Here is a 25,307-nt window from a genome sequence, read left to right on the forward strand (position 1 = left end):
AAATTATTGTTAGCAACTTATGTTATTTTTCTAAAGAAAACATAATTTAAAATTTTATGTTTGAATTCTAGAAATAATTTAAGAAATGGTAGAAAATAAAGCAATTACTTACAGTCTTTTAGCACATATTAGAAATTCCGGAGCATTGATGAATGGTCCTGTTGATGTTTTTGTTCCTCTTATTAAAAGAGTTCTGCATAAATTAAATGATAAAGGCATTTTTAAAGGAGAATCATTAATGGAGATACAGTGTGAGGCCCAAAAACTATATTCAATTGATTTCCCCCTTCCAGTCCTAAAAACTATTTGTTCTCAAATTGCAAATGAAATAAATACTAATGACGAGCAAAAATTTATAATAAATAACGATAATTCTTTTCTTCTAAAATCATTTTATTTTGAAGATTTTGAAGACAAAATTCAGGAAATAAAAAGAGAAACGAATAGTCTTGAAAAAATCTTTGCAGATTTTTGTAAAATTCATAATTTGGAAGCCAAGGACAATACTTCAATATTTAATTTTATTGACAAAAATAAGCTTTCAATATCAAGATATTTATCTAACGAAGTTGCCCCAAATGGACATGATTATAGTATCGAAGCGCATTTTGTGGATTTTTTCAAAAAGGTTCCTAAAGTTTTCGATATTGTTAGGAGAATATATTTAGGATCAATAATTTCCAGCTTCCTAGAATATAAAACCGAAAATTTAAAGCTAGAAGTTGAACTTCTTTTTGATACAAACTTTATAATAAGTCTAATAGATCTAAATACACCTGAATCAACAAATACTTGTAGAAAATTGATTGAGGTTGGGAAAAATTTGCATTTTAAATTTACAATTTTAAATGAAACAATTGATGAAATTAGATTTCTGATTCGTAAAAAAGCAGAAACTTTGGATAATTCTTTCTTGTCTAGAAGAATCAATCCCGAAGATATTTACAATGCATGTGAAAGGCGAAACCTAAATTCCAATGACCTCGAAAGAATTGCCGACAATTTAGATGAAACAATAAAATCATTTGGTATCTCAATTAATATTTATACTGAAGCATTAAAGACAAAAGCTAATAAAAGCCAAGAATTTGAAAATTTTAAAAAAATTAGGTCTTCTACCATTAGCGCTTTACATGATACAATAGCAATTCTTTATGTAAAAGAAAAAAGAGCAAAAAAAATTAGAGAATTTGAAAAGGTTAATTGCTGGTTTGTAAACAATTCTACCTCTCATGATATATATGATATTAGGGAAGAACATAAAACTACTTTTGAATATCAAAAAGAAACTATTAAAGTAGATGAATTACTAAACATCCTATGGTTAAGCCAACCAAGAATAAATTCCAGTTTAGATAACGACGATTTAATCGAGATAGGATTATCGTCTATTGTCGCCTACACATTAAATGAATCACTTCCTAAAGCAAATATCATAAGGGACTTAGAAAAAAATATTCAAAAATATAGAGGGCAGGACATTTCTGATAGAGACATTTTAAATATATCAACTAGAATTGCTAAAAAACAATTAAAAAATGTTTCAGATCTTAATAAATTAGCTGAGACAAATACAGCAGAATTTGTCTCAAAACTTAAAGCTCAAGCAGAAATACAACAAAAATTTGAAGACGAAAGAATAGAGAAATTTGATGAGCTATTCAAAAAATTTGAAAACCAAATGACTGGTTTACAAAAAGCTAGATTAAAAACAAATAGTAAAGAAGAACAATTAAAAGAAAAAGAACTTTTGCTTGATCAATCTAAAATAAAATTAGCAGAAGAATCTCAACAAAATAAATTAATAATTGAAAGTTTAAATAATGCTCTTGAAGCAGAAAAAAGCGAAAAACTTAAACTGGAACAACAAATTAAAAACGAAAAAAAAGAAAAATACCTAGACAATGAAGTGAAAAAATGGCAAAGAAAATCATTGATTCAGTGCCTGATATGTTTAGTAATATTCTTTAGTACTATAATTTACGTTTTCAATCTAGCAGATTGGAAAATAGAAAAAGCAAACGTTCTTTTTGATCAATATAAATCAAATTTTATTATTGCTGGAATTTTTTCATTGCTGTCTTTTATTTTCACTTTTTATCTTGCGAAAAATTTTTACGACAAATATTGTAACAATTCAAATATAAAAGCATTTAGAGAATTATTAAAAATACCATCCAATCTCTGAAATAGTTGAGAGAGAAAAAATAAATTTTAAGTTCTTAGCTTTTACCCTTGCTAGCGCGAGCGTCCCGCTCGTGAACGCAAAGATGTACAGATTTCATTGGATCGGGCACGAGCGAGACGCTCGCGCTAGCGAACTAGTAGTTCTATTTTTTCTAATCTTGAAATTAGTTTTTTGTAAGCATAATCATTATGTTTGATACACCAAAAACCAACTATGAAAAGAAGGGACTTCGTTAAAACAACATTACTTTTTGTCACATCGGTACAATTGTTTCCTAACAAATTGCTTGAATCCACTTCATTCCTTAGAAGTAATTTCAAATACATTTATACGAATGCTAAACTTAAAAATCAGTTCTTTTTATTTTTGAAAAACGTATTTAATTTATATCCGGAGGCCGAATTCCATAAATTAATTTATGACAACACAATTTCAAAAAGCACTGATAAAGAGATCTATACCGCTACACAATCGCAGTTAGACGACATTACGCCTATGTTATCGAGCGTCCGTTATCAGCTTCCTGCTTTGATGCATCAAAAAAATGAAATGTCGGTAGAAACGGTTGCTTTGTTGGGAGAAGGCACTTCCTATAATGGTTATTTAGAAATTGGTTCTTCTGGCCGGTATCTGGATTATCTGGAAGAAAGTATTTCCATCAAAGGAAAAAGATATTACGCTGATGGCCGAAAACCAAAATATTCCTTTACCGAAATGGTCGAGCGCGGGCAAATTGCCGTTGGCGCAGACTACATTCCCTTTACCAATTACGAAACCAAATTTGGGGATCATGTTCCACACAATAGTGTTGATTTGGTTACGGTTTATATCGGTTTTCATCATTGTCCGTTAGAATTGCGAACGCAATATATTTCTTCGATCAGAGATACGATGCGCGTGGGCGGAAAATTGATTTTGAGAGATCATAATTGCGATACCGAGGATCAAAAAGTATTAGTGGCATTGGCGCACGATGTCTTCAATTTGGGCGTAAACGAAACCTGGGAATACAATGCCAAAGAGGTTCGAAACTTTTATTCTTTGGACTTTATTTGTGCTTTTGTTGAAAACATCGGATTTAAATTCAATAAAAAAACATTGTATCAAAAAGGCGATCCTACTAAAAATGCTTTAATGGTTTTTATCAAAATCTAATCCCTTTCTATACGTCTTTATGAAGAAAATCTACCGTTTCATTCAATTGCTATTTGTCTGCTTACTCAAAATCATACAATTCCTTTACGCCGGAATCAAAAAGGCGATTCGGTTTATCAATAGAAAAAAGCGCAGGGCAATTCCGTTTTACGGTTTCCTTTTATTCGTTTTATACATTTTCTTATTAATACAATTCTCTGGTGATTCAAAATTCGATACGACGATTGATAATAAAACCCTGAATGATATTACGCAAATCAACCCAATTCAGGTCAATCAAATAATCAAACCCAAGACAGTAAACGAAATTGTTTACGCTATAAAAAATACTACCGGCCCTATTTCTATTGGCGGAGGAAAATACAGTATGGGCGGACAAACGGCCTTCGAAAATAGTTTGCATATCGATATGCGATCTTTCAATAAAATTGTCCGTATTGATACGACTAAAAAGCAGATTACGGTACAAGCCGGAATTCGATGGAGAGATATTCAGACGGTAATTGATCCTTTGAATTTGTCTATCAAAATCATGCAGACGTATTCTAATTTTACGGTTGGCGGTGCGATTTCGGTAAATTGCCACGGAAGATATGTGGGTTATGGCCCGATTATTTCGTCGGTTTTAGAATTGAAAATAATTACGGCAAATGGTGCTATTATCATTGCGAACCGAAAAGTAAATCAGGATGTTTTTTATGCCACAATTGGCGGTTATGGCGGAATTGGCGTTATCGCCGAAGCTACTTTGCAATTGGTTGATAACGAAAAAGTAGAAAGATTCCACGACGTAATGCCTATCGAAGAGTACAAAGCATATTTTGATAAAAACATTAGAAATAATGACAAAGTCGTTTTTCAGAATGGAAATTTATATCCGCCGAAATACGACAAAATAATGAGTATTTCATGGGAGAAAACCACAAGACCCTTAACCGATACCGACCGTTTAATAGATGAAAATGAAAACTATTGGCTGGAATCGAATTTATCCGGAGTGGTTTCCTGGGGAAATTCGGGAAAATGGATTCGCGAATACACCATTGATCCTTTATATTTTATTCCGAAAACGGTTCGATGGCGCAATAAAGAAGCAAGTTATGATGTGAAGGAACTAGAACCTTCTTCTCGTGAAAAATCAACTTATGTATTGCAGGAATATTTTATTCCGGTGGAAAATATAAAAGCATTTATTCCGAAAATGGGTGCCATTTTTCAAAACAATAAAGTGAATGTCATTAATGTTTCGCTGAGACATGCTTTGCCGGATCATGAAAGTTATCTTTCGTGGGCCAACAGAGAGGTTTTTGCTTTTGTAATTTATTATAAACAAGGAACCAATCCCGAAGCAAAAGAGCAAGTAAAGAAATGGACGCTTGAAATGACGGACGCTATTTTAAGCGAAAACGGAACCTGGTACCTTCCCTATCAGCCTCACGCAACTGTTGAACAATTTCAGAAAGGATATCCAAATAGTGGTAAATATTTCGATTTAAAAAATAAATTAGATCCGGACCAGCGCTTTACAAACAAGTTATTGGATAAATATAATCCGTATACAAAAGACAATTTAGCGCATCAAAAAAAGAAAATAAAAGAATACTTCAGAGCAGAAGAACAAACGGTTTTGACGGTTCCTGAATGGTATTTGGTTTACAATCCAAAAGAATATACAGATTATTTGAAAAGTGGCAAAAATTCGTCTGATTTTCCTTTTTATAAATCGATTGATGAATATTGGAAATTGTACGACCGTTCTATAAAACTGACTTCAAAAGCTTATCCTGAAAACAGCGAATATAAAACGATGTTGCAAGTCATCGGCGTAAGCATGACGATGGAATATGGTTTAAAAATCATATATGAAAATACAACAGGACGATTCTTTTCTTTATTTGCAGAAGACAAAATATCCAAACAAGAAGAAATCATAATCGAAGCTCAAAAAGCCTACAGCGACTTTGTGTATCAAACGGCCTGGTATGAATTTGAATTTCTGTCGTGGGTTAAAAAAGTATGGTCAGCTTCTGATAATTCGGATTGCAGTACTTTAAGAAAATGGGAAAGAACGATGTTGTTTACAATGGAATTTTCATTTAAGGCTTTTTATTCCAAACTTATTGAATGGGGCGCAAAATCTAGTTACGAAACGCCATCAAATCTTATTTATTTAATTGTTTCTAATACTGATACTATTACAGAAAGTAAAGACTTAAAAATCATCAAAAAAGGTAATGGCGATAAAATGATTATTACGGTTACAAGATGGGCAATTTTTACGACTGAAATGAAAAAATTGGCCAATCAGGATGTGAAAATTTATGAAATTTCAGGGAATGACGAAATTGCTGTTTCAACTATTATGAAGAAATCACAAGATCTAAATTTGGATGGTGGAAAATTATTGTACCAGTCCAGCATTGTTACGGATGATCACTTGAAAAGGAATGTTTGCTTTATCCCGGTTGAGCAATTATTGCCTTTTATTAAGAAGGCCGAGAGTGAAAATGTTACTATTGAACATGTTTATGATTATTAAATAATTGAATGCTCAATCAGCGATCGAAAAAGTTGCCAAAACGCCCTTATGGTCTGACGGCCATATACCGTTTGGTTTTAAAAACTTATCCTGATCCTGAATTTCCATTCCTTTTCCTCTTACAATACTACCAATTGGCCCAACAATTACTGTATCCTTTAAGGATAGTTTTTTGTTTGGATAAAAATATATAAAATCAATACGGTCTCTTTCATCGGCATCCTTCGCCCATAATAGTTTTGATAACTCTACATCGGTATTATAAGCTGGCCAGGTAAATCCCGGGTTTTTAACCGGATCAGGATATTTTAAACGATAGGCGTCCAAAAAGCCATTGTTGCGAAGCGTCAGACTGTTATGCCATGGTACAATCGTTCCGTTATGATCAAATAAATCTTTTGTTGCTGCAGTCCAGTCTAAATGCGATGGTTCATTAAAATCGCCTCCCAAAAGCACCAGATTTCCCTTTTGACTTTCTGCAAGAGCATCGTTTACAAAGGGAGCAATCTCTTCATCGCGTTGAGAATCTATATTTTGTTTCAGGATTTTTTCAGTATCTAAAATTGGCTGGGGTAATTTTTTCCAATCGACTCCATCGTAACCTCTTGGTAAATAACAAGCATAATGCGTATAATCCAGATGAGCAGAATATATGGCAATACTGGTTTTCTTGTTTAATCTTATCATACATTTGGTTATTGAAGTCGAATTTACCAATGATGTAGACTCGATAGGAAATTTTGACAAAACAACCGCATCACTCTCGAGAACAGAAGAGTAAAACACCATGCCTTTGACTTTAAGTGCCTCCAAAATATGTTGCGTAAAAATTACCCCTTTATAATTTCGTATTTCACTCAACAAAACAATATTCGCTTCCGATTGAAGGATTACATCTACTATTGCATCAAATCCTCCATTTACCGAGGTCCCCTCATGCCATGTATTTAAAGAAAGAACTTTTAACTGCCCGTCAAAACTGATTTGTGTTGCAGACGACATTTGTGTTTGAGTATTAAAACTACTAGCAGAACATATGGTTGCTCCAAAAAACAGTAAAGAAGCAAAGAATACTATTTTATTTTTCATTGAATATATTTAAAATAATAGAAAAGAGTTTTTCTTCTAGTGAATATCGATTTGTTGAATTCAAATATACATTAAATCAAAAACTGAAATTTGCAATTGATTGCAATTTAAAAATTTTTAATTAGATCTACTTAACTGTTCAATATTGTATTTTTGTTCCTTATCAAAAACCGAATGTAATTCAAATTATTAAAGCATCGCATACCATGATTACAAAAGCAACCTTACAAGATATTCCCGCATTAAACATTTTAATCAATTCAGCTTACAGAGGAGAAACATCTAAAAAAGGCTGGACAACGGAAGCCAATTTATTAGAAGGAAAAAGAACGAACGAAGAAGAATTGACTGAGACGATTCTGAATCCGAAGAACACTATTTTGAAATATACTGAGGACGATCAGATTATTGGATCAGTTTTGTTAGTAGAAAAAGAACACCAATTGTATTTAGGAATGTTAACCGTTTCTCCCGAATTGCAAAACAGCGGAATCGGTAAAAAGATGCTGGCTGAAGCCGAAAATCATGCTAAAGCGTTGGGGTTATCCAGTATAATTATGACGGTTATTTCGGTTCGTGAAGAGCTTATTGCGTGGTACAAACGTCACGGTTATGTTGATACAGGCGAAAGAGAAGCTTTTCCTGAAAGCGAAATTCATGTTACGATTTCTGAGACGCCTTTGGAGTTTATTTATTTGGAGAAAAGGATTTAAGTTTTTTGCCACGAAGGCGCTAAGGCACGAAGTTTTTAATCGCGCAAAGGCGGAAAGACGCAAAGTTTTATTATCTCTTACATTTCTTTGCGTCTTTGCGCCTTTGCGCGATTTTAAATTGTGCGCATCTACAGGAAACCTTTGCCTCTTTGTAACTTTGCAACTTTGAACCTTTTTTAAAAAATAAAAAATGAATATACGCCTTTTGTCCAAAAAAGACAGTAAAGCCTCAGTTTGGAGTGGCGGATTAACATATGAATATATGATATATCCGGAAACATCAAGCTATGCAGACAGAGATTTTATTTTCAGAATTAGCAGTGCTACAATAGAGCAAGAACCTTCTGTGTTTACCAAATTTAAGGGCTATTATCGCTATTTGGTTATGCTTGATAACGGCTTAGATATTGAAGTAAACAAAGAAAAAAAAGTATATGAGAAATATGAAATCATGGAATTTAATTCCGATGATGAAGTGACTTCTTATACAAAAGGTATGGATTTTAACTGGATGGTTTCTGAAAAAATAGGCCATCACAATCTGAAAATAACGAATAGTAGCCAGAATTGTAATGCTGAAATACTAATTTTATTTTCTTTAGATATAACAGTTATTAAAATTAATGGGGAATCATATAATCTTAAACCTTATGATCTGTTAGTTATTGAAAATCAAAAAAAGGAAAATATAATGCTTAATTTTTCAAATGAATGCCTATTTGGAATACTGGATTTTTAATAAAAAGTTATACCACAGAGATACACAAAGGTTTTGCACAGAGATTCGCTAAGTTTTTTTAATCTCGCAAAGTCGCAAAGTCGCAAAGCTTTTTTAATTTTCTTTGCGACTTTGCGACTTTGCGAGATTCTATTTTTAAAACCTTTGCTCCTTTGTTCCTTTGCCCCTTTGAACCTTTTTAAAGCACAAGTTCCTCAAACAATCTTTGAATTGTCTTCTCCAAATCCTCACATAGTCCAGAATGAGGTCTTGACGTTTGAATAGCTGAACTTCGAATCGCCGTAAGCCATCTAAAACGCTCTGGAATTTCCATTTGCCCAATTGGCCCACCGTCTTTGTTTCCGGCTGCAATTTTCTTTAGGGCAGTTATGTTACAATGCAATTGTTCTATATCAAAATCATTGGAAAGGGCTTCTATTCTAGCGTCATCAATGTGCGACAATACTTTTATAAATTTGGCTTTTTTGCAAAACAAAATGATTCCGATATTTAGGAATTCTTCGCGCTCCACTCTGGGTACTACACGAATTACGGCATACTCATATAAGTGATTATCTTGCATTTTGAGCTTGATTTACAAAGATTTTTGAATTATTTAATCGCGTTTGCAAGAATTGTAAATATACATTTCGCAAGGCTTCTGGTGTTTCTTCGGTATCTTCCCAAACTAGCCATTCTTCAGGAATTGTATTAACAATTTCTTCTAATTTTTCGTTTGTCAAAAGCGCTTTATATTCGGCATCCACTTCTTTTAAAAGGGAAGCCTGAGGCAGTAAAACGTGGTCTTTTATCAGTGCAAACGGGCTTTTGGCATGTTGTTCCCAATTGTTCCAGGAATGATGAAAATACAAACACGCACCATGATCAATCAGCCATAATTCTTTGTGCCAAATCAACATATTGGTGTTTCTGAATGTTCTGTCTACATTCGTGATATAAGCATCTAGCCAAACGATTTGTGAAGCTAATTTATCGTCTACAGTCGTAACAACAGGATCAAAAGTGATTGAACCCGACAAAAAATGAAGTGCTAAATTTAAACCCTGACTTCCCTGCAGTAAATCCTGAATTTCTTCGTCGCCTTCAGATCTTCCAAAAGCTTCGTCGAGATTGGCAAAAACCAGTTCTGGAAGCTGTAGTTTTAAGGCTTTTGCAATTTGTCCGCCAATTAATTCGGCTATCAAGGCTTTTACACCGTGACCGGCTCCTTTGAATTTTAAGACATATTTAAAATCGTCATCGGCTTCTGCCAAAGCGGGTAAAGAACCGCCTTCGCGCAGTGGTGTGATGTAACGGGTAACATTTACCGTTCTGAGATCGAAGTTGTTTTTCATAGATACAAACTTACTAATTTAGATTGTTAGATCTTTAGACTTCTTAGAATTTTAGATTTTAGAAAAAAGAAACTAGAATAAAGAAAAAAGACTTTTCATGGTGATGAAAATTATCTAATTATCAAATTGACACATTATCTAATTTTCTAATTATCTAATTGCAAAAAAGCTTTTCCTAAATTGGCTATAATATCTGAAGCTATAAAAGATTGATAACCGGTTTCTGGCAAAGCAATATCTGCGGTTAAACCATGTATGAAAACACCCAATTTTGCTGCATCTTTAGGTTCGTAATTTTGTGCCAGAAAACTTGTAATGATTCCGGTTAGAGTGTCGCCACTTCCTGCAGTTGCGAGTGCAGCGTTTCCGGTTGTGTTTTCGTAGATTTCTTGTTTGTTGACAATATAAGTCGGCGCGCCTTTCATCACGATAATCACTTTGTATTTCTCTGAAAAGGCAATTGTTTTTTGAAACTTCTCTGATTCTGAATTCCATTTTCCGATTAAACGCTCGAGCTCTTTTGGATGCGGAGTCAGAATGGTGTTTTCTGGAACCAATTCTAGCCAGGATTGATTTTCTGCTAAAATATTCAATGCATCAGCATCGAGAACTAAAGGTATTTTATTGGTTCTTAAAAATTCAAATAAGGCTTTTTGGGTTGCAAGCTCCTGCCCGATTCCCGGACCAATACCAATTGCTTGTGGAACTATCGGAAAATGAATATTGGTGATAGAATTTGTATTTTCATCGGTGACAACCATAACCTCCGGAATTGAGATTTGCAGAATTTGGTAAGCGCATTTTGGTGTAAACGTGGTTACGAGACCGCAACCTGATTTTAGACAGGCTTTTGAAGCTAAAACGGCAGCTCCTATCTTGCCATAACTTCCGGCAATAATTACAGCGTGGCCTTGAAGTCCTTTATGAGTTAAAGGATTTACTGGTTTGTAAAACTTTAGAATTTCTTCTTTTGTGATTAAAAACGGAGCTTTCATTGAATCGGTTTTATGAATTAAAGTTACATAAATTTTGAAGAAAAAATTCCTTTCTTATTACCTGAGTCCCCTAGCCCAGATTACTTCACTATACTTTTATTTTAATCGGAGTTCAGTGAATTTCATTTGTAGTGGAAAGCCCGGAGTAAAAAAAGCAAAAATTTCTTGTTCTAAAAAAGCGACCAGCGGAAGCTCTTTTTAGAACATTAGAAATTTTGCTTTTTTACGAGGACTTGTAACGGAAAGCTGGAATAGCTACTAAATATTGCGAAATTTATAATTTAGACTATTAATTTCCGATATTTTTTAAATAAATTTGCGACTCACTTTTATAAAACAACACACAATGAAAAATACTGCGCTTACGCACATACATGAGAGTTTGGGAGCGAAAATGCTGCCTTTTGCCGGTTATAACATGCCTATTACCTATGAAGGCGTAAATGCTGAACACGAAACAGTTCGTAATAGTGTGGGCGTTTTTGACGTTTCGCATATGGGAGAATTTTTACTTACCGGACCAAATGCTTTGGCTTTGATTCAGAAAGTGACTTCGAATGATGCTTCGACTTTGACTATCGGAAGAGCGCAATATTCTTGTTTACCAAACAATGACGGCGGAATCGTTGATGATTTGATTGTGTATAAGATGAAAGAGGAAGAGTATTTGCTTGTGGTAAATGCTTCAAATATTGAAAAAGACTGGAATTGGATTTCTTCGCACAATGATTTGGGTGTTGAGATGAAAAACCTTTCTGATGACTATTCTTTATTGGCTATTCAGGGGCCCAAAGCGGTTGAGGCTATGCAGCCTTTATCGTCTATTGATTTAGCTGCGATTACTTATTACCATTTTGAAGTAGCTGATTTTGCTGGTTTTAATGATGTAATTATCTCTGCAACTGGTTATACAGGTTCTGGCGGATTTGAAATTTACTGCAAAAATGCTGATGCTGAAGCGATTTGGAAAAAAGTTTTTGAAGCTGGTGCAGCTTACGGAATTAAACCAATTGGATTGGCTGCACGTGACACGTTACGTTTAGAAATGGGATTCTGTTTGTACGGAAATGATATTAATGATACTACTTCTCCACTTGAAGCTGGATTAGGATGGATTACAAAATTCAATAAAGATTTTACGAATTCTGAAAGTTTGAAAAAACAAAAAGAAGAAGGTGTTACTAAAAAATTAGTTGCTTTTGAAATGCAGGAACGTGCCGTACCAAGACATGATTACGAAATTGTTGATGCTTCTGGTGCTGTAATTGGTATTGTAACTTCTGGAACAATGTCTCCTTCTATGAATAAAGGAATTGGTTTAGGATATGTTACCGTAAGCAATAGTGCTGTTGACAGTGATATTTTTATCAGAATCAGAAAAAATGATGTTGCTGCTAAAGTGGTGAAATTACCTTTTTACAAGAAATAATTTTTAAGACATATTAGTACGAAAATGCATTACTTAAATAGTAATGCATTTTTTTTACGACAAATTTACTATGCATTTCATCGAAAACAAATCGTTTAAATGTAAGATATTTTAGAAAAAATATAACTTTCAATCAAAAAAATAAGCGTAATTTTAAGCTAAACGAAGATCTTCGATTTATGAAAAAAATGCTATTATTTTTTTTGATGACTACAAGCGTTCTATTTAGTCAAAATAGCGCATCCACATGCGAAATTCTATTCAAGATAAATCGACTTATTCAAACTGAACATATCAGGCCAAAACCAGTTGATGATAGCTTATCGATTTTTGTATTTGATAATCTTATCAATGAACTGGATCCTTCGAGAAACATATTTTTTAAGACAGAATACGATGAATTATCCAAAAAATATCGTGTCAGTTTAGACGATATGATTATGGAAGGCGATTGTAATTTTGTAGATGATATATCCGGTAAATACAGAGAAGGATTACTTCGAACTAAAACTGTTTTAGAGAAAATTCAAACCGGGACAATAGATTATACTAAAAAAGACACCATTCGGTTTTATAAAAAATCATTTCCCTTTTATCTCAAAAAAGAAGATTTAGAGAAAGTATGGCTTAAGAAATTGCGCTATCAGATTTTAGATGATATAGCTGAAAGCAGTGATAATCTGGATTCTATTAAAGCGAACTTTAAATCGATTGAACTGGCTTCAAGAACTACTATTTTAACCAATGAAATTTGTCGTTTTAATACACTCTTAGAGACCAATACAAAACTGGAAGAGAAAATATACAACTTCTTTTGTACCTATTTTGATCCGCATACCGCTTATTTTAGTGATGATTCAAAATCGAGTTTCGTAGCTTCTTTATCAAAAGAACATTTGTCGCTTGGAATGACCGTTAATCTGAACGAGAAAAACGAAATTATTATTGATGAAATAGATCCGAATGGTCCGGCATTTAAAACGGGTCAAATAAAAAAAGGCGATCAGATTGTTTCGATCTCCAATCATAAAGACACATTACAAGTCTCTTGTTCGTCTTTAGAGTCTATTTCTACTATGATTTTATCAGAATCTAATAAAAGTATTACGCTTACACTAAAAAGGAATTCTGGCAAAAGTTTCGATGTTTATATCGAAAAACAAGTCATGAAAGATGAAGAAAACTCTGTTTTTAGTTTTATTGTAGGCAAGGAAAGTAAAATTGGCTATATCAAAATTCCTAGTTTTTATGCTGACCTGGATGGAAACAGCCGAAAAGGTTGTGCCGATGATGTCGCCAGAGAGGTGATAAAATTGGATCGTGATAACATAAAAGGCCTTGTGATTGACTTAATTGACAATGGTGGCGGATCTATGGAGGAAGCCATCAAGCTAGCCGGAATGTTTGTTGATTATGGCCCACTTTCGATTGTAATAGACAACAAACAAGGTACATCTGTCATTAATGATCCGTACAGAGGAATGATCTATAAAGGTCCAATTGTAGTTTTGGTTAATAGTAATACCGCATCTGCAAGCGAGTTTTTTTCTTCGATATTACAGGATTACAATCGCGCTTTAATACTGGGCAGCAATACACTTGGTAAAGCGACAATGCAAACCATTCTTTCGCTTGATGAAGAAAAAAATACTGATTTTTTGAAAATCACTATTAATAAATTCTACAGAGTGACAGGAAAAAGTCATCAATATGTAGGAGTTACTCCAGACGTTATAGTGCCGGAATTTTACGAAGGGGTTTATCAAAAGGAAAGTGATTTTCCGACAGCGATTAAAAATGATAGTATAGAGCCTTTTTTAAAATACAAACCTTTTGTCAAACGCCCTTTAATTGACAAGCTTGCCCAAAATAGCACAGCACGTTTGGCAGATAACTATTTTTTTAACGACGTAAAAAAAATCAATTTAAAAATAGATCAACTGGTAAACACTCCAAAATCAGAAATTCCGATGACAATTGATGCTGTTTTTAATCAGAAAAAATTAGTGAATTCACTTTGGAAAGAGATTAACACCTTTAATGATGAAAACAATCCTCTGGACGTTTACAATTCGACTGTCAATCAGTTTTTGCTAGGTGTTTATCCTACAGAAAAAACAATAAACCAATACCAGATCGATAATCTGAAAACAAATCCTTACCTGAATGAAGCGGTGAATATTATTACGGAGTTCAACGCTTCGAAATAGGTTTCAGGTTGTCTCACTTTGAACATAGATTTTGACCGCAAAGTTCGCAAAGTTTTTTTTCGTTGCGTTTGCAGATGTTTCTTAAGTTCGCAAAGCTATTCATAGCGTGCTTTGCGTAAAAGCCTTGCGAACCTTGCAGTTAAATTCGGCATGAATGTCTTTAAAATCATAGTTAAAATTTCATAAGAACATAATTTAAAAAAGAATACGATTGATTTTGGAAAAATAAGGAATAACCGTATTTTTGCATCACAAAACTAAAAATTAGAAATGGGAAGAGCGTTCGAATTTAGAAAAGGAAGAAAAATGAAACGTTGGTCAGCAATGGCCAAAACATTTACCAGAATTGGTAAAGACATCGTTATGGCTGTTAAAGAAGGCGGACCTAACCCTGATGCCAATTCTAGATTAAGAGCTGTAATACAAAATGCGAAAGCGGCCAACATGCCTAAGGACAATGTGGAGCGCGCGATAAAAAATGCAAGTAATAAAGATACTGCCAACTATAAAGAAATTTTGTTTGAAGGATATGCTCCTCACGGAATTGCAATTTTAATTGAAACAGCCTCTGATAACAATAATAGAACTGTAGCAAACATTCGTAGTTATTTCAACAAGTGCAACGGAACTATGGGAACTCAGGGTTCAGTTGAATTTATGTTTGATCATACTTGTAACTTTAGAATTGCAAAAGGTAATCTTGATCCGGAAGAATTAGAATTAGAACTTATTGATTTTGGTGCTGAAGAAGTTTTTGAAGACGAAGACGGAATCTTAATCTACGCTCCTTTTGGAAGCTTTGGAGCTTTGCAAAAAGAATTAGAAAACAGAGGCCTTGAAATTTTATCTTCTGGTTTTGAGCGTATTCCTCAAATCACTAAAGAATTGACAGAAGCACAAATTGCAGATGTTGAAAAACTAATCGAAAAAATTGAAGAAGATGATGACGTAATGAACGTTTATCATACGATGAAAGAAGAATAATATTTTCTTTTTATAATAACAAAAGCCCTGGAATTAGTATTTCAGGGCTTTTTTATTGCATGAATCTTAAATAATTTAAAAAAGACATTCAGATAAACAATTATATTTGTTTTGGAAGGATTTAAAAACTTACTGACTAGAGACTAATAGAATATTTTCAATATGAAAACAATAAACCCTGCAGATTTCCCAATAGAAATGAATACGGAAAATATAAATATTCTTGCAAATATGGCATTAGTAATACCTGTATTGCCTGAATGGAGAAAAATTTCATTAGAAATTTTAACTGATGATGAAAGACTATTGGTAAGTAAAAAAGTAAGTGAGTTAAATTATGAAAAAAGAAAACAAAGACTTAATTCTTTAAGTATTGAAGAATTGGAGAAGGAACAAAAAAGTATTGAAGAAAAGGATCAAAACCAATTTTATCGTAATAGTAATCTTTTACAACAAGAGCTAGATTCTATTAATTTAGAAAACATTAAAAAAAAAATGAAGAAAAAATAGAATCATGAATGAAATTCATCTTATAAAAAAAATACAATTAGGAAAAAATAGTTTTCCCGCTGAAAATTTTTATTCTAAATTAAATTTTAGTTTTTATTGTGGAAATGGAGGAATTAAACATGAGGTAATTTTATCATTTGAGACCTCCGTTTTTCTGAAAGACTTGATCGAAAACGGACAAATAACTATCGAAACCTTAGCAAAACATCAAGTTAGTAAACTTGAAAATCTAAAAAATGATGCAAATCTTTTTTTTTACCGATATCAACTATTACATCCTAAAGAGTGTAACAATACATATCTAATCATTTTTCATATTGACGAGTATAGGGAATATTGGAGCTTTTTTATTTACGGAATATTTGAAATTGAGCCACTTACAAATATTAAAACTTTACATAAAAATAGCTTATAAAAAAATGGCTAATAGATAATTTACAAATAGAATACATTAATCATTTAAGTGTTATATTCGAAATCATACATTACTTAAGCTGGAGTAAGATTAAGATAAATAGGGCGTTGAAATTGAAGACCTAACTTTCTAAATAGAATAAATAATACCTAAAATTCATTGCAAATGAAACTAATTGAAAATTTTTATTGTATCCAGACTGAATTTTTTGGAGATGGTTCTGAAAAAACTATAGAAGGTATAGTTTCTATAAAAACAGAATTCATTAGACCTTCAATTAAATTTCTAAATTTGGATGGAAGTATCATATCTTCTGAAAAAAGGAAGGTTTATCGAAAAAAACTAATAGTAAATCCATTTGTAAATTCAAACGAGTATTTTAATATTAACGAATTATTGTTTTTATCAAAAACCTATGAATTTGAAATTGAAGAACATAAAATACATAAAGGATACTTTTTTAGTGTTTTAAAAATAAACGCATTATATACTACTCCTGGAGAAATTATTTTAATTGAAGACGAAGGAAAAAAATATGTTTTAATTGAATTCAAAAGGTGGAGTTCTGAAAAACAACCTCGTAGTGCCACAGAAGATCAATTAGGAGAAGATATTACTTATGTTGCTTGTATATGGGAAGATCCGCTTTTAACAGACGAGATAATTGCAAAAATTAAAGGTCACAAATAATGAAAAATTTTAATTGTGGATTGTGGCATTTACATTAAAAATACAGCACAAAATGGAGCTGGTGGAGATTGGTACAAAATGGAAACACAATTATCCAATTTTAAGAAAGTCAATCCAAACAGTAAAATAAAAGCAGAAATGAATTTTAAATTCTCCGGAGATTCAAAGCATCCCTATGAAGTTAGTATCGATATTTTTACCGATGGAAATTATAATGAAATTCTAAGTGTGCAAAAAATTAAAAACCCATAAAAAATGAGTATAAATTTAGTTCCAATAGTAGAAGCGATATATAATTACTATAATGAATTTACATATGTAAAATTAATTATACAGTATGAATTTACTGAATCGGGAAGCTACAAATTTTTGATAAGATACGTATCAGATTCAGGAGAGTTAATTCCAACCGAAATAGACTCTGATCCTATTGATGATGAAATAGAAAAAGTTTCAGAATATTTTGAAACAAAAATTAACACTGAAGAAAAATTCAATCGATTTATTATAGAAATAAATAATGATAAAACTTATTCTCAGAAACAATACTGGGATGTCAAAAAAGAAAAGCAAGATTTATTGAATAGCGCAGAAGTTTTTTATCAGTGGGTAAATGAACGTATGATGTCTATGATATTTGAATATGAAAAAGATAATGATATTGTCCCTACTGAATATGATTCAGATGGTGATCTGGAATATTTGAGTTCGTGGGACAGTGGTGTATTTACTTTCCATATTAATGAAAAAAATAATTTAGAGTATAAGGTGGTTCTCACAAAAGACGAAAAAGAAAGAACTCTAGATTTTCCTTTAAAAGATTATTTTATAGAAGGGATTTTAGACCATTATAAAGTAACTAATAATGAACTTTCTGATGAATGGAAACCTTGGAACACCATGATATTAAAATCTCTTCACTATGATATTCCTTATGATAAAAGAGATGAATTTGTGAATTACATTCTAGAATAATTTTTAAGTTTTTAAAAAATAATTTAATAAATGTAAACCTCAAAATTACAAGACAGCTAAATTATCTATTTTAAAATTCAACTATATAACATATACGATCAGATTATTATCTTTGAGTGCACGAGCGGGACGCTCGAGCCAGCAAGGGGTGGCCCAAGTGAACAAATAAATTATTTCTCTCAAAATGCAGTCCAAAATAGAGCTGGTGGAGATTGGTACAAAATGGAAACAGCAGTATCAGATTTTAAAAGAGCAAATCCAAATAGCAAACTAAAAGTAGAAATGGAATTTTATTTCAAAGGAGATTCGAAAAGACCTTATGCAGTTGATGTTAACGTGTATGTTGATGGTAAATACAATAATACACTAAGTAAAGAAAGTATAACTAATCCCTAATTAAAAAAATGGACATAAATTATTTAGTTTCAGAAATAATAAAAAATTACACAGAATTTAATTATGATAAATTAGTTGTGGAGTATATTTTCACTTTACAGGGCAGCTACAATTTTATCGTAACATACAAGAATGGAACTAATTATACAGAGTCCGAGATTTCTAACAAACCAATTAGAGAAACTGTTCGCCAAATGGTTGAAACATATAATCAATTAAAAGATTCTACAAAGAAATTTAATTATGTAAAAATAGAAATTAATAAAGAAGGTAATTACACTGAATTATACAGATGGGATAATCAGAAAGAAAAACAAGATTTACTACATTATGCAGAAGTTTTCTATAGATGGGTAAACGATCGAATGATATCTATGATATTCGAATATGAAAAAGATAATAATCTTGTCCCTACTCAATATGATTCAGACGGTGACTTAGAATATTTAAGTTCTTGGGACAGTGGTAAATTCACTTTCCATATTAATAAAAAAAATAGTTTAGACTACAAAATAGTTCTTACTAAAGATGGAAAAGAAAGAATTTTAGATTTACCATTAAAAGATTATTTTGTAGAGGGAATTTTGGAACATCATAAAGTAACAAACAGTGAACTTTCTGATGAATGGAAACCTTGGAATACTATGACATTAAAATCTTATCATAATGATATTCCTCATGATAAGAGAGATGAATTTGTGAATTACATTCTAGAATAATTTTTTAAAAGTTTAAATAATTGTTTTACTTCTTCACAGCATTATTCGTCACCTTAATCAAATAAGTTCCTTCCGGTAAATCACCAATATTAGACGCATTGGCCCCTGTTATTTGTCTTCCTTGCGAGAAAACCTCAACAGTTTTAGGAATATGTGTGTCATTTATTGGTGCAGAAGCGACAGTTTTTACCGCTGCTGGAGTCTTTGCAATTGGTGTAGTTACTTTTTTAACTATGCCTGAAGTTTGTGAAGTTTCAGCTACTGCTGAAACTGTTGGTTTCGAACTGTTGTAAGATTCCATAACCTGCTCGCCCGTCATGGCAACATTATATATTTTAAGATCATCTAGATCGGCATTGATACTAACCGCAGCATTTAATTGTCCCAATTTAAGGATATAACCTTTAGTTAAGCGTTGAATTCCGTCTACTGATTGTAACAATTCGCCATTGCGGTATATTTTTGAGCTGGTACCATCATAAGTAATGCTATATTGGTACCAAACTTCTTTTTGAAGCGGAACTGAAACAACAATATTACTTGTATCACCCCATCCAACCAAACTTAGATCTGAATTGCCGGCAACAGGAGTTTGTTGCACTAAACCAAAATACTGTGTATTCACTGTACTGCCATACCCTAAAATATAATTGACTGAAGCAATATTATTAAACTTTACCCAAACAGATATTGATCTTGGTTTGTTATCTTGCGGAAGATCCCCTACTACACCTTGTAAAGCCTTATTAGTAAGTCGCTGTGCCCCTTTAGCAACTCCCATTCTGTCATTTACAAAATTCGGTATTCCTAAAAGCGAAATCGTATTATCTTTACTACTTAATGTCCCGTTGAACTTAAACTCCTGAACAGGATTTTGGGCGTTAGTATTAAAAAAGCTTACAAACATTACAGTTAGTAATAGTTTCTTCATATTTATGGATTTTAGGCATTTAGAAAAGTGTATCTCAACAACATACTTCTATATAATAATATAGCTAGTAAAAATTTAATAAATTAAATCAAAACCCTTTTAAATAATCAAAATTGATAGTTAAAAGCCGCTCATTACATTTATTTATACTTTTATATATTTTGTTAAAACTATAAATTTAATTCAATTTAACAAACTTATATCACGTATAAATACGGTATTCTCATTAAAATAAAGAAAATAATATTTTTCAGAGTAACAAAACCCAATATTTGTAAAGACATTTTTACAAAACAATCTTTTTGTTCAAAACTAGTTTACCATTTCCCAAAAAAAATACCCTCCCGAAGAATTTTAAGTTTGAAATTATACATTGTTTATAATGATTTTAAACTAAAACACAGAATTATGAAAGTTCATATTAACTATTATATTTGTGGCTCCTCAAAATAATAATAAAAGAAAATATGAAAACATCAAAATATACAAAAGTTGCCGTAATCATTATGGTTATTCTATTTGTAGTTATTAGCGTAATAAGCTGTAGTGTTCATACACACAGCCATAGTTCAGGCAAAGTTCCACCGGGACAAGCTAAAAAAATGTCTGGAAGTAAAAGCGCAAAAGCTTACGCACCTGGACAACAGAAAAAACACTAATAAAAACAAAAAAGCCTTTTAAAATCCAACTTTAAAAGGCTTTTTCAACTATTCAAAAAATTTAATTCTACTAACACAAAAAAAACTAACTAACTATCTTTATAAACCAAATTTTATTTCGAAGTTATCTTGTTCGCAGGCTTATTTGTAATTTTTAATAAATAAGTCCCTTCAGGCAAATCATTAATACTCATTGTACTGTCGCCAACTATTTTTTGTCCCTGAGAGTATACTTCTATATTTTTAGTCACTCCGTTTATTTCACTGGTTGTAATAATTGAATTTGATGGAGCCGTTTTTGTAGCAACTTTTACCTTTTCAACATTTTTCCCGGCATTTGAAGCTACTATCGGTTCCTTAGCAACAATTAATGGCTTGGAGTTATTATACTGATCTAAAATCTGTTCATCTGTCATTGCGACATTATAAATCTTTAAATCGTCGATATCAGCATTTATACCAACTGTTGTGTTAATTTCGCCCAATCTGAAAATATCTCCTTTTGTAGAGCGCGATATTCCGCTCACTGATTTTAATAATTGTCCGTCGCGATATATTTTAGAAACTGTGCCATCAAAAGTGATACTGTAGTGATACCAGGTATTTTTTACTAAAGGAGTCGAAACAATAACATCATTTGAAGCCCCCCAACCTGCTAAACTTAGATCCGAATTAGAAGAGGCTGTACCTTGTTGCAACAAGCCACAATATTGAGCATTGTATGCAGTTCCGTAACCCCAAATATAATTTGCCGATGCAATATCATTAAGTTTTACCCAAATCGTAACTGTACGTGCCTTATTATCTTGAGGAAGGTCGGCTATAATAGCCTCCATACCTTTATTAACTAAACGCTGAGCACTATTTGCAACTCCATTTCTATCGGCAACAAAGTTGTTTGTTCCCATAAATGAAGTTGTATTTTTAGCATTAACCAAAGTTCCATTAAAATCGAATTCCTGTATTGGATTTTGAGCATTTACACTCAAAAAACTTACAAACATTAATGTTAGTAGTATTTTTTTCATTATAGTAGATTTAGGGTATAAAAAAACATTGTGTCATTTTAATACCTCTAATCTATATTTTTAAGCTTTTAGTCGGAAATTTTCCCGACAAAAAACCTAAATAATCGTTTAAATAACCTAAATCGATCATTTTACGTAGTTAATTACATTTATTTATACTTTTAACAATATTATTAAAATACTAAATTAAATTCATGTAAAACTTTAATTTCTTACGTATAAATACGGTATTCATAAACTTTTAAGACATACTTGACAATACGAAAACCTTTTTTTTCTACAGTACAGCTCTTAAAACAAAAAAACTCCGAATAATTAAATATTCGGAGTTTTATATTATTAAGACTTTTTCTTCTTATTTCACAAATTCAATTTTTTGAACTTCTTCTTCATTAATACTATCAAAAAATCCTTGTTCATTCATCCAGTCATCACTAAAGACTTTACTCATATAACGAGAACCGTGATCAGGGAAAATAGCAATAATATTACTATCTTTTGTAAACTCCCCCTCCTCAGCATATTGCTTGATGGCTTGCATTACAGCTCCAGAAGTATATCCAACAAATAAACCTTCTTTACGAGTGATCTCTCTTGCAGAATGCGCACTTTCTTCGTCGGTTACTTTCATGAATTTATCAATAATATCAAAATCTGTAGCAGACGGAATTAAGTTTTTACCTAACCCTTCAATACGGTAAGGATAAATCTCTTTGTTATCAAATTCTCTTGTTTCGTGGTATTTTTTCAGTACCGATCCAAAAGCATCTACACCTAAGATTCTAATATTTGGATTTTGCTCTTTTAGGAATTTAGCTGTTCCTGAGATTGTTCCTCCAGTTCCGCTACAAGCAACAAGGTGTGTAATTTGTCCCTTTGTCTGTTCCCAAATTTCAGGACCTGTAGTGTTATAATGTGCATCAATATTCAACTGATTAAAGTATTGATTGATGTAAACTGAACCTTTAGTTTCTTCGTGTAAACGTTTGGCAACATTATAGTAAGATCTTTCATCATCAGCTGAAACGTGAGCCGGGCAAACATAAACTTTTGCGCCTAAACTTCTCAACATGTCAATTTTGTCTTTTGATGATTTTGAACTTACTGCCAAAATACAGTTGTAACCTTTAATAATGCTGACCATTGCCAAACTAAAACCAGTATTACCAGATGTAGTTTCGATGATCGTGTCTCCAGGAGAAAGGATTCCTTTTTTCTCGGCTTCTTCAATAATATATAACGCTATTCTATCTTTTGAGGAATGACCCGGATTAAAAGCTTCTACCTTTGCGTAGAAATTTCCTTCTAACTCTTCGGTGATTTTATTTAGTTTAATAAGTGGGGTGTTACCTATTAACTCTAAAACATTATTATAAGCATTTATTTCTTCTTTCATAAAAAAATAGTTAATCGAAGGCATTTTAAAATAACCCCGATAGGTTGCAAATTTAACAAAAAATTTCTAATTAGCTTTTAATTTTTTCTAAATCTAATAAAAAACTAAATTCCTTTGCTAAGTCTTTTAAAGCTTCAAATCTTCCTGAAGCGCCACCATGTCCAGCATCCATATTGGTGTCTAAAAACAAAAAATTATCATTTGTTTTCATAGTTCTCAACTTGGCGACCCATTTTGCAGGCTCCCAATACTGCACTTGTGAATCGTGCAATCCTGTGGAAACATACATATTAGGATATTTTTGTGCTTTTACATTATCATAAGGTGAATAGGATAACATATAATCATAATATTTCTTATTGTTTGGGTTTCCCCATTCATCATATTCTCCGGTTGTCAACGGAATACTATCGTCAAGCATTGTTGTAATAACATCCACAAAAGGTACCTGAGCTATCACTCCATTGTACAATTCCGGCGCTTCATTTACAATAACGCCCATCAAAAGTCCTCCTGCAGATCCTCCTTCTGCATACAAATGTTCAGCAGAAGTAAATTTTTCGTTAATCACAAATTTAGAGCAATCGATGAAATCTGTAAAGGTATTTTTCTTTTTTAACAGTTTTCCGTCTTCATACCATTGTCTTCCCAAATCCTCTCCTCCTCTAATATGAGCGATAGCATAAACAAATCCGCGGTCTAACAGAGAAAGTCGTGTTGAAGAAAAATACGTATCCATAGTTATCCCATAAGAACCATAGGCATAAAGCAATAACGGGTTTTTACCGTTTTTTACTAATCCTTTGCGGTAAATCATCGAAATTGGCACCTTAACACCATCTCTGGCCGTTGCCCAAACTCTCTCTTCGATGTAATTCTCTTTATCAAATTTTCCACCCAAAACCTGTTGTTCCTTTAGAATTTCTTTGGTTTTAGTTTTCATATTAAAATCAATTACAGACGATGGCGTTGCAAGTGATTGGTAACTGTAACGCAAAACATCTGTATCAAAATCAATATTCGTTGTGGTATAAGCATTGTAAGTTTCGCTTCCAAAAGGTAAATAATAATCCAGCTCATCATTCCAAGGCATAATGCGAATATGATTCAATCCGTTTGAACGTTCTTCTACAACTAAATAATTTTTAAAGATTTCAATATCTTCCAGCAAAACATCTTCACGATGCGGAATAAGATCTACCCAATATTTTTTTGCTGTTTTATTTTCAGGCGTTTTCATCAACTTAAAGTTGGTAGCCTTATCTTTATTCGTTAAAATGTAAAAAGAGTCTTCATAGTGAGAAATACTATATTCAAGACCGCGTACACGTGGCTGAAAAACTTCAAACTCTCCATCCGGATTATCTGAATTCAAAATTCTGTATTCAGTCGTTAATGTACTTCCCGAGCCAATTACAATATATTTTCTTGATTTTTCTTTACTGATTGAAACATTAAAAGTGTCATCGGTTTCATTAAAAACCAAAACATCGGTTGCAGAATCACTATTTATTTTATGCTTAAAAACCTTATCAGATCTTAACGTAACTTCATCCTGTTTAACATAAAAAATAGTTTTATTATCGTTTGCCCAAACAGATCCGCCGGTCGCATTTTCTATTTTGTCAGCCAGAATTTCGTTTGTCTCTAAATTTTTAATCTGTATGGTGTAAATTCTTCTACCAACAAGATCAAGTCCAAAACTCGCAAATTTGTTATCTGGGCTAATGCTTAAACCTCCTAATTTAAAGTAAGCATGCCCTTTTGCCATTTCGTTGCAATTGAACATAATTTCTTCTTCTGCAGAAAGGCTTCCTTTTTTTCTTGAAAAAATTGGATAATCCTGTCCCGTTTCAAATCGGGTAATATAGTAGTACCCATTATAAAAATAAGGCACAGATGCATCATCTTCTTTAATCCTGCCCTTCATCTCCTCATACAAAGATTCTTGTAGCTCTTTTGTATGCGAAGTCATATTTTGATAGTAGACATTCTCTTGGTTTAGATAATCAATAACCTCTGAATTTTCTCTGTCATTGAGCCAAAAATAATTATCGATTCGGGTTTCTTTATGTTTTTTTAAGTTTTTTGGAATTACTTTGGCCTGTGGAGCCTTTATATCGTTTTGCATTGATTGAGCATTAATTTTTAAATAAGAAGAGGCAAAAATACTATAAACACAATAGAACGGAATTAATTTTTTCATAAAATAT

At 32.3% G+C, this 25,307-nt stretch carries 24 protein-coding genes; 16 read left to right on the forward strand and 8 right to left on the reverse strand.

Annotation, left to right across the window (positions count from 1 at the left end; translation table 11 throughout):
• The first annotated feature begins 85 nt into the window (after positions 1–85).
• The 3 genes from BUA98_RS08850 to BUA98_RS08860 all read left to right on the forward strand — a co-directional run bounded on the left by BUA98_RS08850 (position 86) and on the right by BUA98_RS08860 (position 5,882).
• A complete protein-coding gene (locus tag BUA98_RS08850) occupies positions 86–2,188 on the forward strand; it encodes a coiled-coil domain-containing protein (RefSeq protein WP_072971226.1) in 2,103 nt (700 codons plus the stop codon).
• A 213-nt stretch (positions 2,189–2,401) separates the two neighbouring features.
• Positions 2,402–3,343 carry a hypothetical protein gene (locus tag BUA98_RS08855; protein WP_072971227.1) on the forward strand — a complete coding sequence of 314 codons (942 nt, stop codon included), beginning with the start codon at positions 2,402–2,404 and terminating at the stop codon, positions 3,341–3,343.
• 19 nt (positions 3,344–3,362) lie between these two features.
• Positions 3,363–5,882, forward strand: a complete 2,520-nt coding sequence (locus BUA98_RS08860) for an FAD-binding oxidoreductase (protein ID WP_072971228.1) — start codon at positions 3,363–3,365, stop codon at positions 5,880–5,882.
• A 12-nt stretch (positions 5,883–5,894) separates the two neighbouring features.
• On the opposite strand, the gene BUA98_RS08865 is transcribed toward BUA98_RS08860, so the two are convergent.
• The gene (locus BUA98_RS08865) at positions 5,895–6,971 is read right to left on the reverse strand and encodes an endonuclease/exonuclease/phosphatase family protein (protein ID WP_208857980.1); all 1,077 of its coding nucleotides are present in this window, start codon (positions 6,969–6,971) and stop codon (positions 5,895–5,897) included.
• A 206-nt stretch (positions 6,972–7,177) separates the two neighbouring features.
• Between BUA98_RS08865 and BUA98_RS08870 the strand changes: the two genes are divergently transcribed.
• Together BUA98_RS08870 and BUA98_RS08875 are read left to right on the forward strand one after the other, a co-directional pair.
• Complete coding sequence (locus BUA98_RS08870) at positions 7,178–7,684, forward strand: GNAT family N-acetyltransferase (RefSeq protein ID WP_072971229.1); 507 nt, start codon at positions 7,178–7,180, stop codon at positions 7,682–7,684.
• 190 nt (positions 7,685–7,874) lie between these two features.
• Entirely contained in the window at positions 7,875–8,423 is a 549-nt protein-coding gene (locus BUA98_RS08875) for a HutD family protein (RefSeq protein ID WP_072971230.1), read from the forward strand.
• A 178-nt stretch (positions 8,424–8,601) separates the two neighbouring features.
• Here the strand turns inward: BUA98_RS08875 and BUA98_RS08880 are convergent, their stop codons facing one another.
• From BUA98_RS08880 to BUA98_RS08890, 3 genes are all read right to left on the reverse strand, one after another.
• Positions 8,602–8,985 carry a DUF3037 domain-containing protein gene (locus BUA98_RS08880; RefSeq protein ID WP_072971231.1) on the reverse strand — a complete coding sequence of 128 codons (384 nt, stop codon included), beginning with the start codon at positions 8,983–8,985 and terminating at the stop codon, positions 8,602–8,604.
• Complete coding sequence (locus BUA98_RS08885; RefSeq protein ID WP_072971232.1) at positions 8,975–9,757, reverse strand: HipA family kinase; 783 nt, start codon at positions 9,755–9,757, stop codon at positions 8,975–8,977. Before BUA98_RS08885 ends, BUA98_RS08880 begins: the two co-directional genes overlap by 11 nt.
• A 146-nt stretch (positions 9,758–9,903) precedes the next feature.
• On the reverse strand, positions 9,904–10,752 hold the full coding sequence (locus BUA98_RS08890; RefSeq protein WP_072971233.1) for an NAD(P)H-hydrate dehydratase: 849 nt from the start codon (positions 10,750–10,752) through the stop codon (positions 9,904–9,906).
• 346 nt (positions 10,753–11,098) lie between these two features.
• Here BUA98_RS08890 and gcvT point away from each other — a divergent pair, with 346 nt between their 5' ends.
• The 10 genes from gcvT to BUA98_RS08940 all read left to right on the forward strand — a co-directional run bounded on the left by gcvT (position 11,099) and on the right by BUA98_RS08940 (position 19,080).
• Positions 11,099–12,181 (forward strand): glycine cleavage system aminomethyltransferase GcvT, encoded by a 1,083-nt coding sequence (gcvT, locus tag BUA98_RS08895; RefSeq protein WP_072971234.1) that lies wholly within the window; start codon positions 11,099–11,101, stop codon positions 12,179–12,181.
• A gap of 188 nt (positions 12,182–12,369) precedes the next feature.
• Entirely contained in the window at positions 12,370–14,391 is a 2,022-nt protein-coding gene (locus tag BUA98_RS08900; protein ID WP_244279183.1) for a S41 family peptidase, read from the forward strand.
• Positions 14,392–14,661: 270 nt separating this feature from the next.
• Entirely contained in the window at positions 14,662–15,375 is a 714-nt protein-coding gene (locus tag BUA98_RS08905) for a YebC/PmpR family DNA-binding transcriptional regulator (RefSeq protein ID WP_007811539.1), read from the forward strand.
• Positions 15,376–15,537: 162 nt separating this feature from the next.
• Positions 15,538–15,885 (forward strand): hypothetical protein, encoded by a 348-nt coding sequence (locus tag BUA98_RS08910; RefSeq protein ID WP_072971236.1) that lies wholly within the window; start codon positions 15,538–15,540, stop codon positions 15,883–15,885.
• 4 nt (positions 15,886–15,889) lie between these two features.
• A complete protein-coding gene (locus BUA98_RS08915) occupies positions 15,890–16,300 on the forward strand; it encodes a hypothetical protein (RefSeq protein WP_072971237.1) in 411 nt (136 codons plus the stop codon).
• 165 nt (positions 16,301–16,465) lie between these two features.
• On the forward strand, positions 16,466–16,990 hold the full coding sequence (locus BUA98_RS08920) for a hypothetical protein (protein WP_072971238.1): 525 nt from the start codon (positions 16,466–16,468) through the stop codon (positions 16,988–16,990).
• A gap of 15 nt (positions 16,991–17,005) precedes the next feature.
• Positions 17,006–17,242: a hypothetical protein gene (locus BUA98_RS08925; protein ID WP_072971239.1), complete on the forward strand. Its 237-nt coding sequence runs from the start codon at positions 17,006–17,008 to the stop codon at positions 17,240–17,242.
• A gap of 3 nt (positions 17,243–17,245) precedes the next feature.
• Complete coding sequence (locus BUA98_RS08930; protein WP_072971240.1) at positions 17,246–17,965, forward strand: hypothetical protein; 720 nt, start codon at positions 17,246–17,248, stop codon at positions 17,963–17,965.
• 108 nt (positions 17,966–18,073) lie between these two features.
• Positions 18,074–18,361 carry a DNA/RNA non-specific endonuclease gene (locus tag BUA98_RS22170; protein ID WP_262987434.1) on the forward strand — a complete coding sequence of 96 codons (288 nt, stop codon included), beginning with the start codon at positions 18,074–18,076 and terminating at the stop codon, positions 18,359–18,361.
• Positions 18,362–18,369: 8 nt separating this feature from the next.
• Complete coding sequence (locus BUA98_RS08940) at positions 18,370–19,080, forward strand: hypothetical protein (protein WP_072971241.1); 711 nt, start codon at positions 18,370–18,372, stop codon at positions 19,078–19,080.
• Between the two features lie 25 nt (positions 19,081–19,105).
• Here the strand turns inward: BUA98_RS08940 and BUA98_RS08945 are convergent, their stop codons facing one another.
• A complete protein-coding gene (locus BUA98_RS08945) occupies positions 19,106–20,011 on the reverse strand; it encodes a LamG domain-containing protein (protein ID WP_072971242.1) in 906 nt (301 codons plus the stop codon).
• 467 nt (positions 20,012–20,478) lie between these two features.
• Here BUA98_RS08945 and BUA98_RS08950 point away from each other — a divergent pair, with 467 nt between their 5' ends.
• Positions 20,479–20,670 carry a hypothetical protein gene (locus BUA98_RS08950; protein WP_072971243.1) on the forward strand — a complete coding sequence of 64 codons (192 nt, stop codon included), beginning with the start codon at positions 20,479–20,481 and terminating at the stop codon, positions 20,668–20,670.
• A gap of 113 nt (positions 20,671–20,783) precedes the next feature.
• On the opposite strand, the gene BUA98_RS08955 is transcribed toward BUA98_RS08950, so the two are convergent.
• The 3 genes from BUA98_RS08955 to BUA98_RS08965 form a co-directional block, all read right to left on the reverse strand.
• Positions 20,784–21,698 (reverse strand): LamG domain-containing protein, encoded by a 915-nt coding sequence (locus BUA98_RS08955; protein ID WP_072971244.1) that lies wholly within the window; start codon positions 21,696–21,698, stop codon positions 20,784–20,786.
• A gap of 355 nt (positions 21,699–22,053) precedes the next feature.
• Positions 22,054–23,094 (reverse strand): cysteate synthase, encoded by a 1,041-nt coding sequence (locus tag BUA98_RS08960; RefSeq protein WP_026982168.1) that lies wholly within the window; start codon positions 23,092–23,094, stop codon positions 22,054–22,056.
• A gap of 70 nt (positions 23,095–23,164) precedes the next feature.
• Positions 23,165–25,300: a S9 family peptidase gene (locus tag BUA98_RS08965; RefSeq protein WP_072971245.1), complete on the reverse strand. Its 2,136-nt coding sequence runs from the start codon at positions 25,298–25,300 to the stop codon at positions 23,165–23,167.
• Positions 25,301–25,307 lie beyond the last annotated feature (7 nt).

Origin of the sequence: Flavobacterium saccharophilum, assembly GCF_900142735.1 — a bacterium.
Taxonomy (GTDB): domain Bacteria; phylum Bacteroidota; class Bacteroidia; order Flavobacteriales; family Flavobacteriaceae; genus Flavobacterium; species Flavobacterium saccharophilum.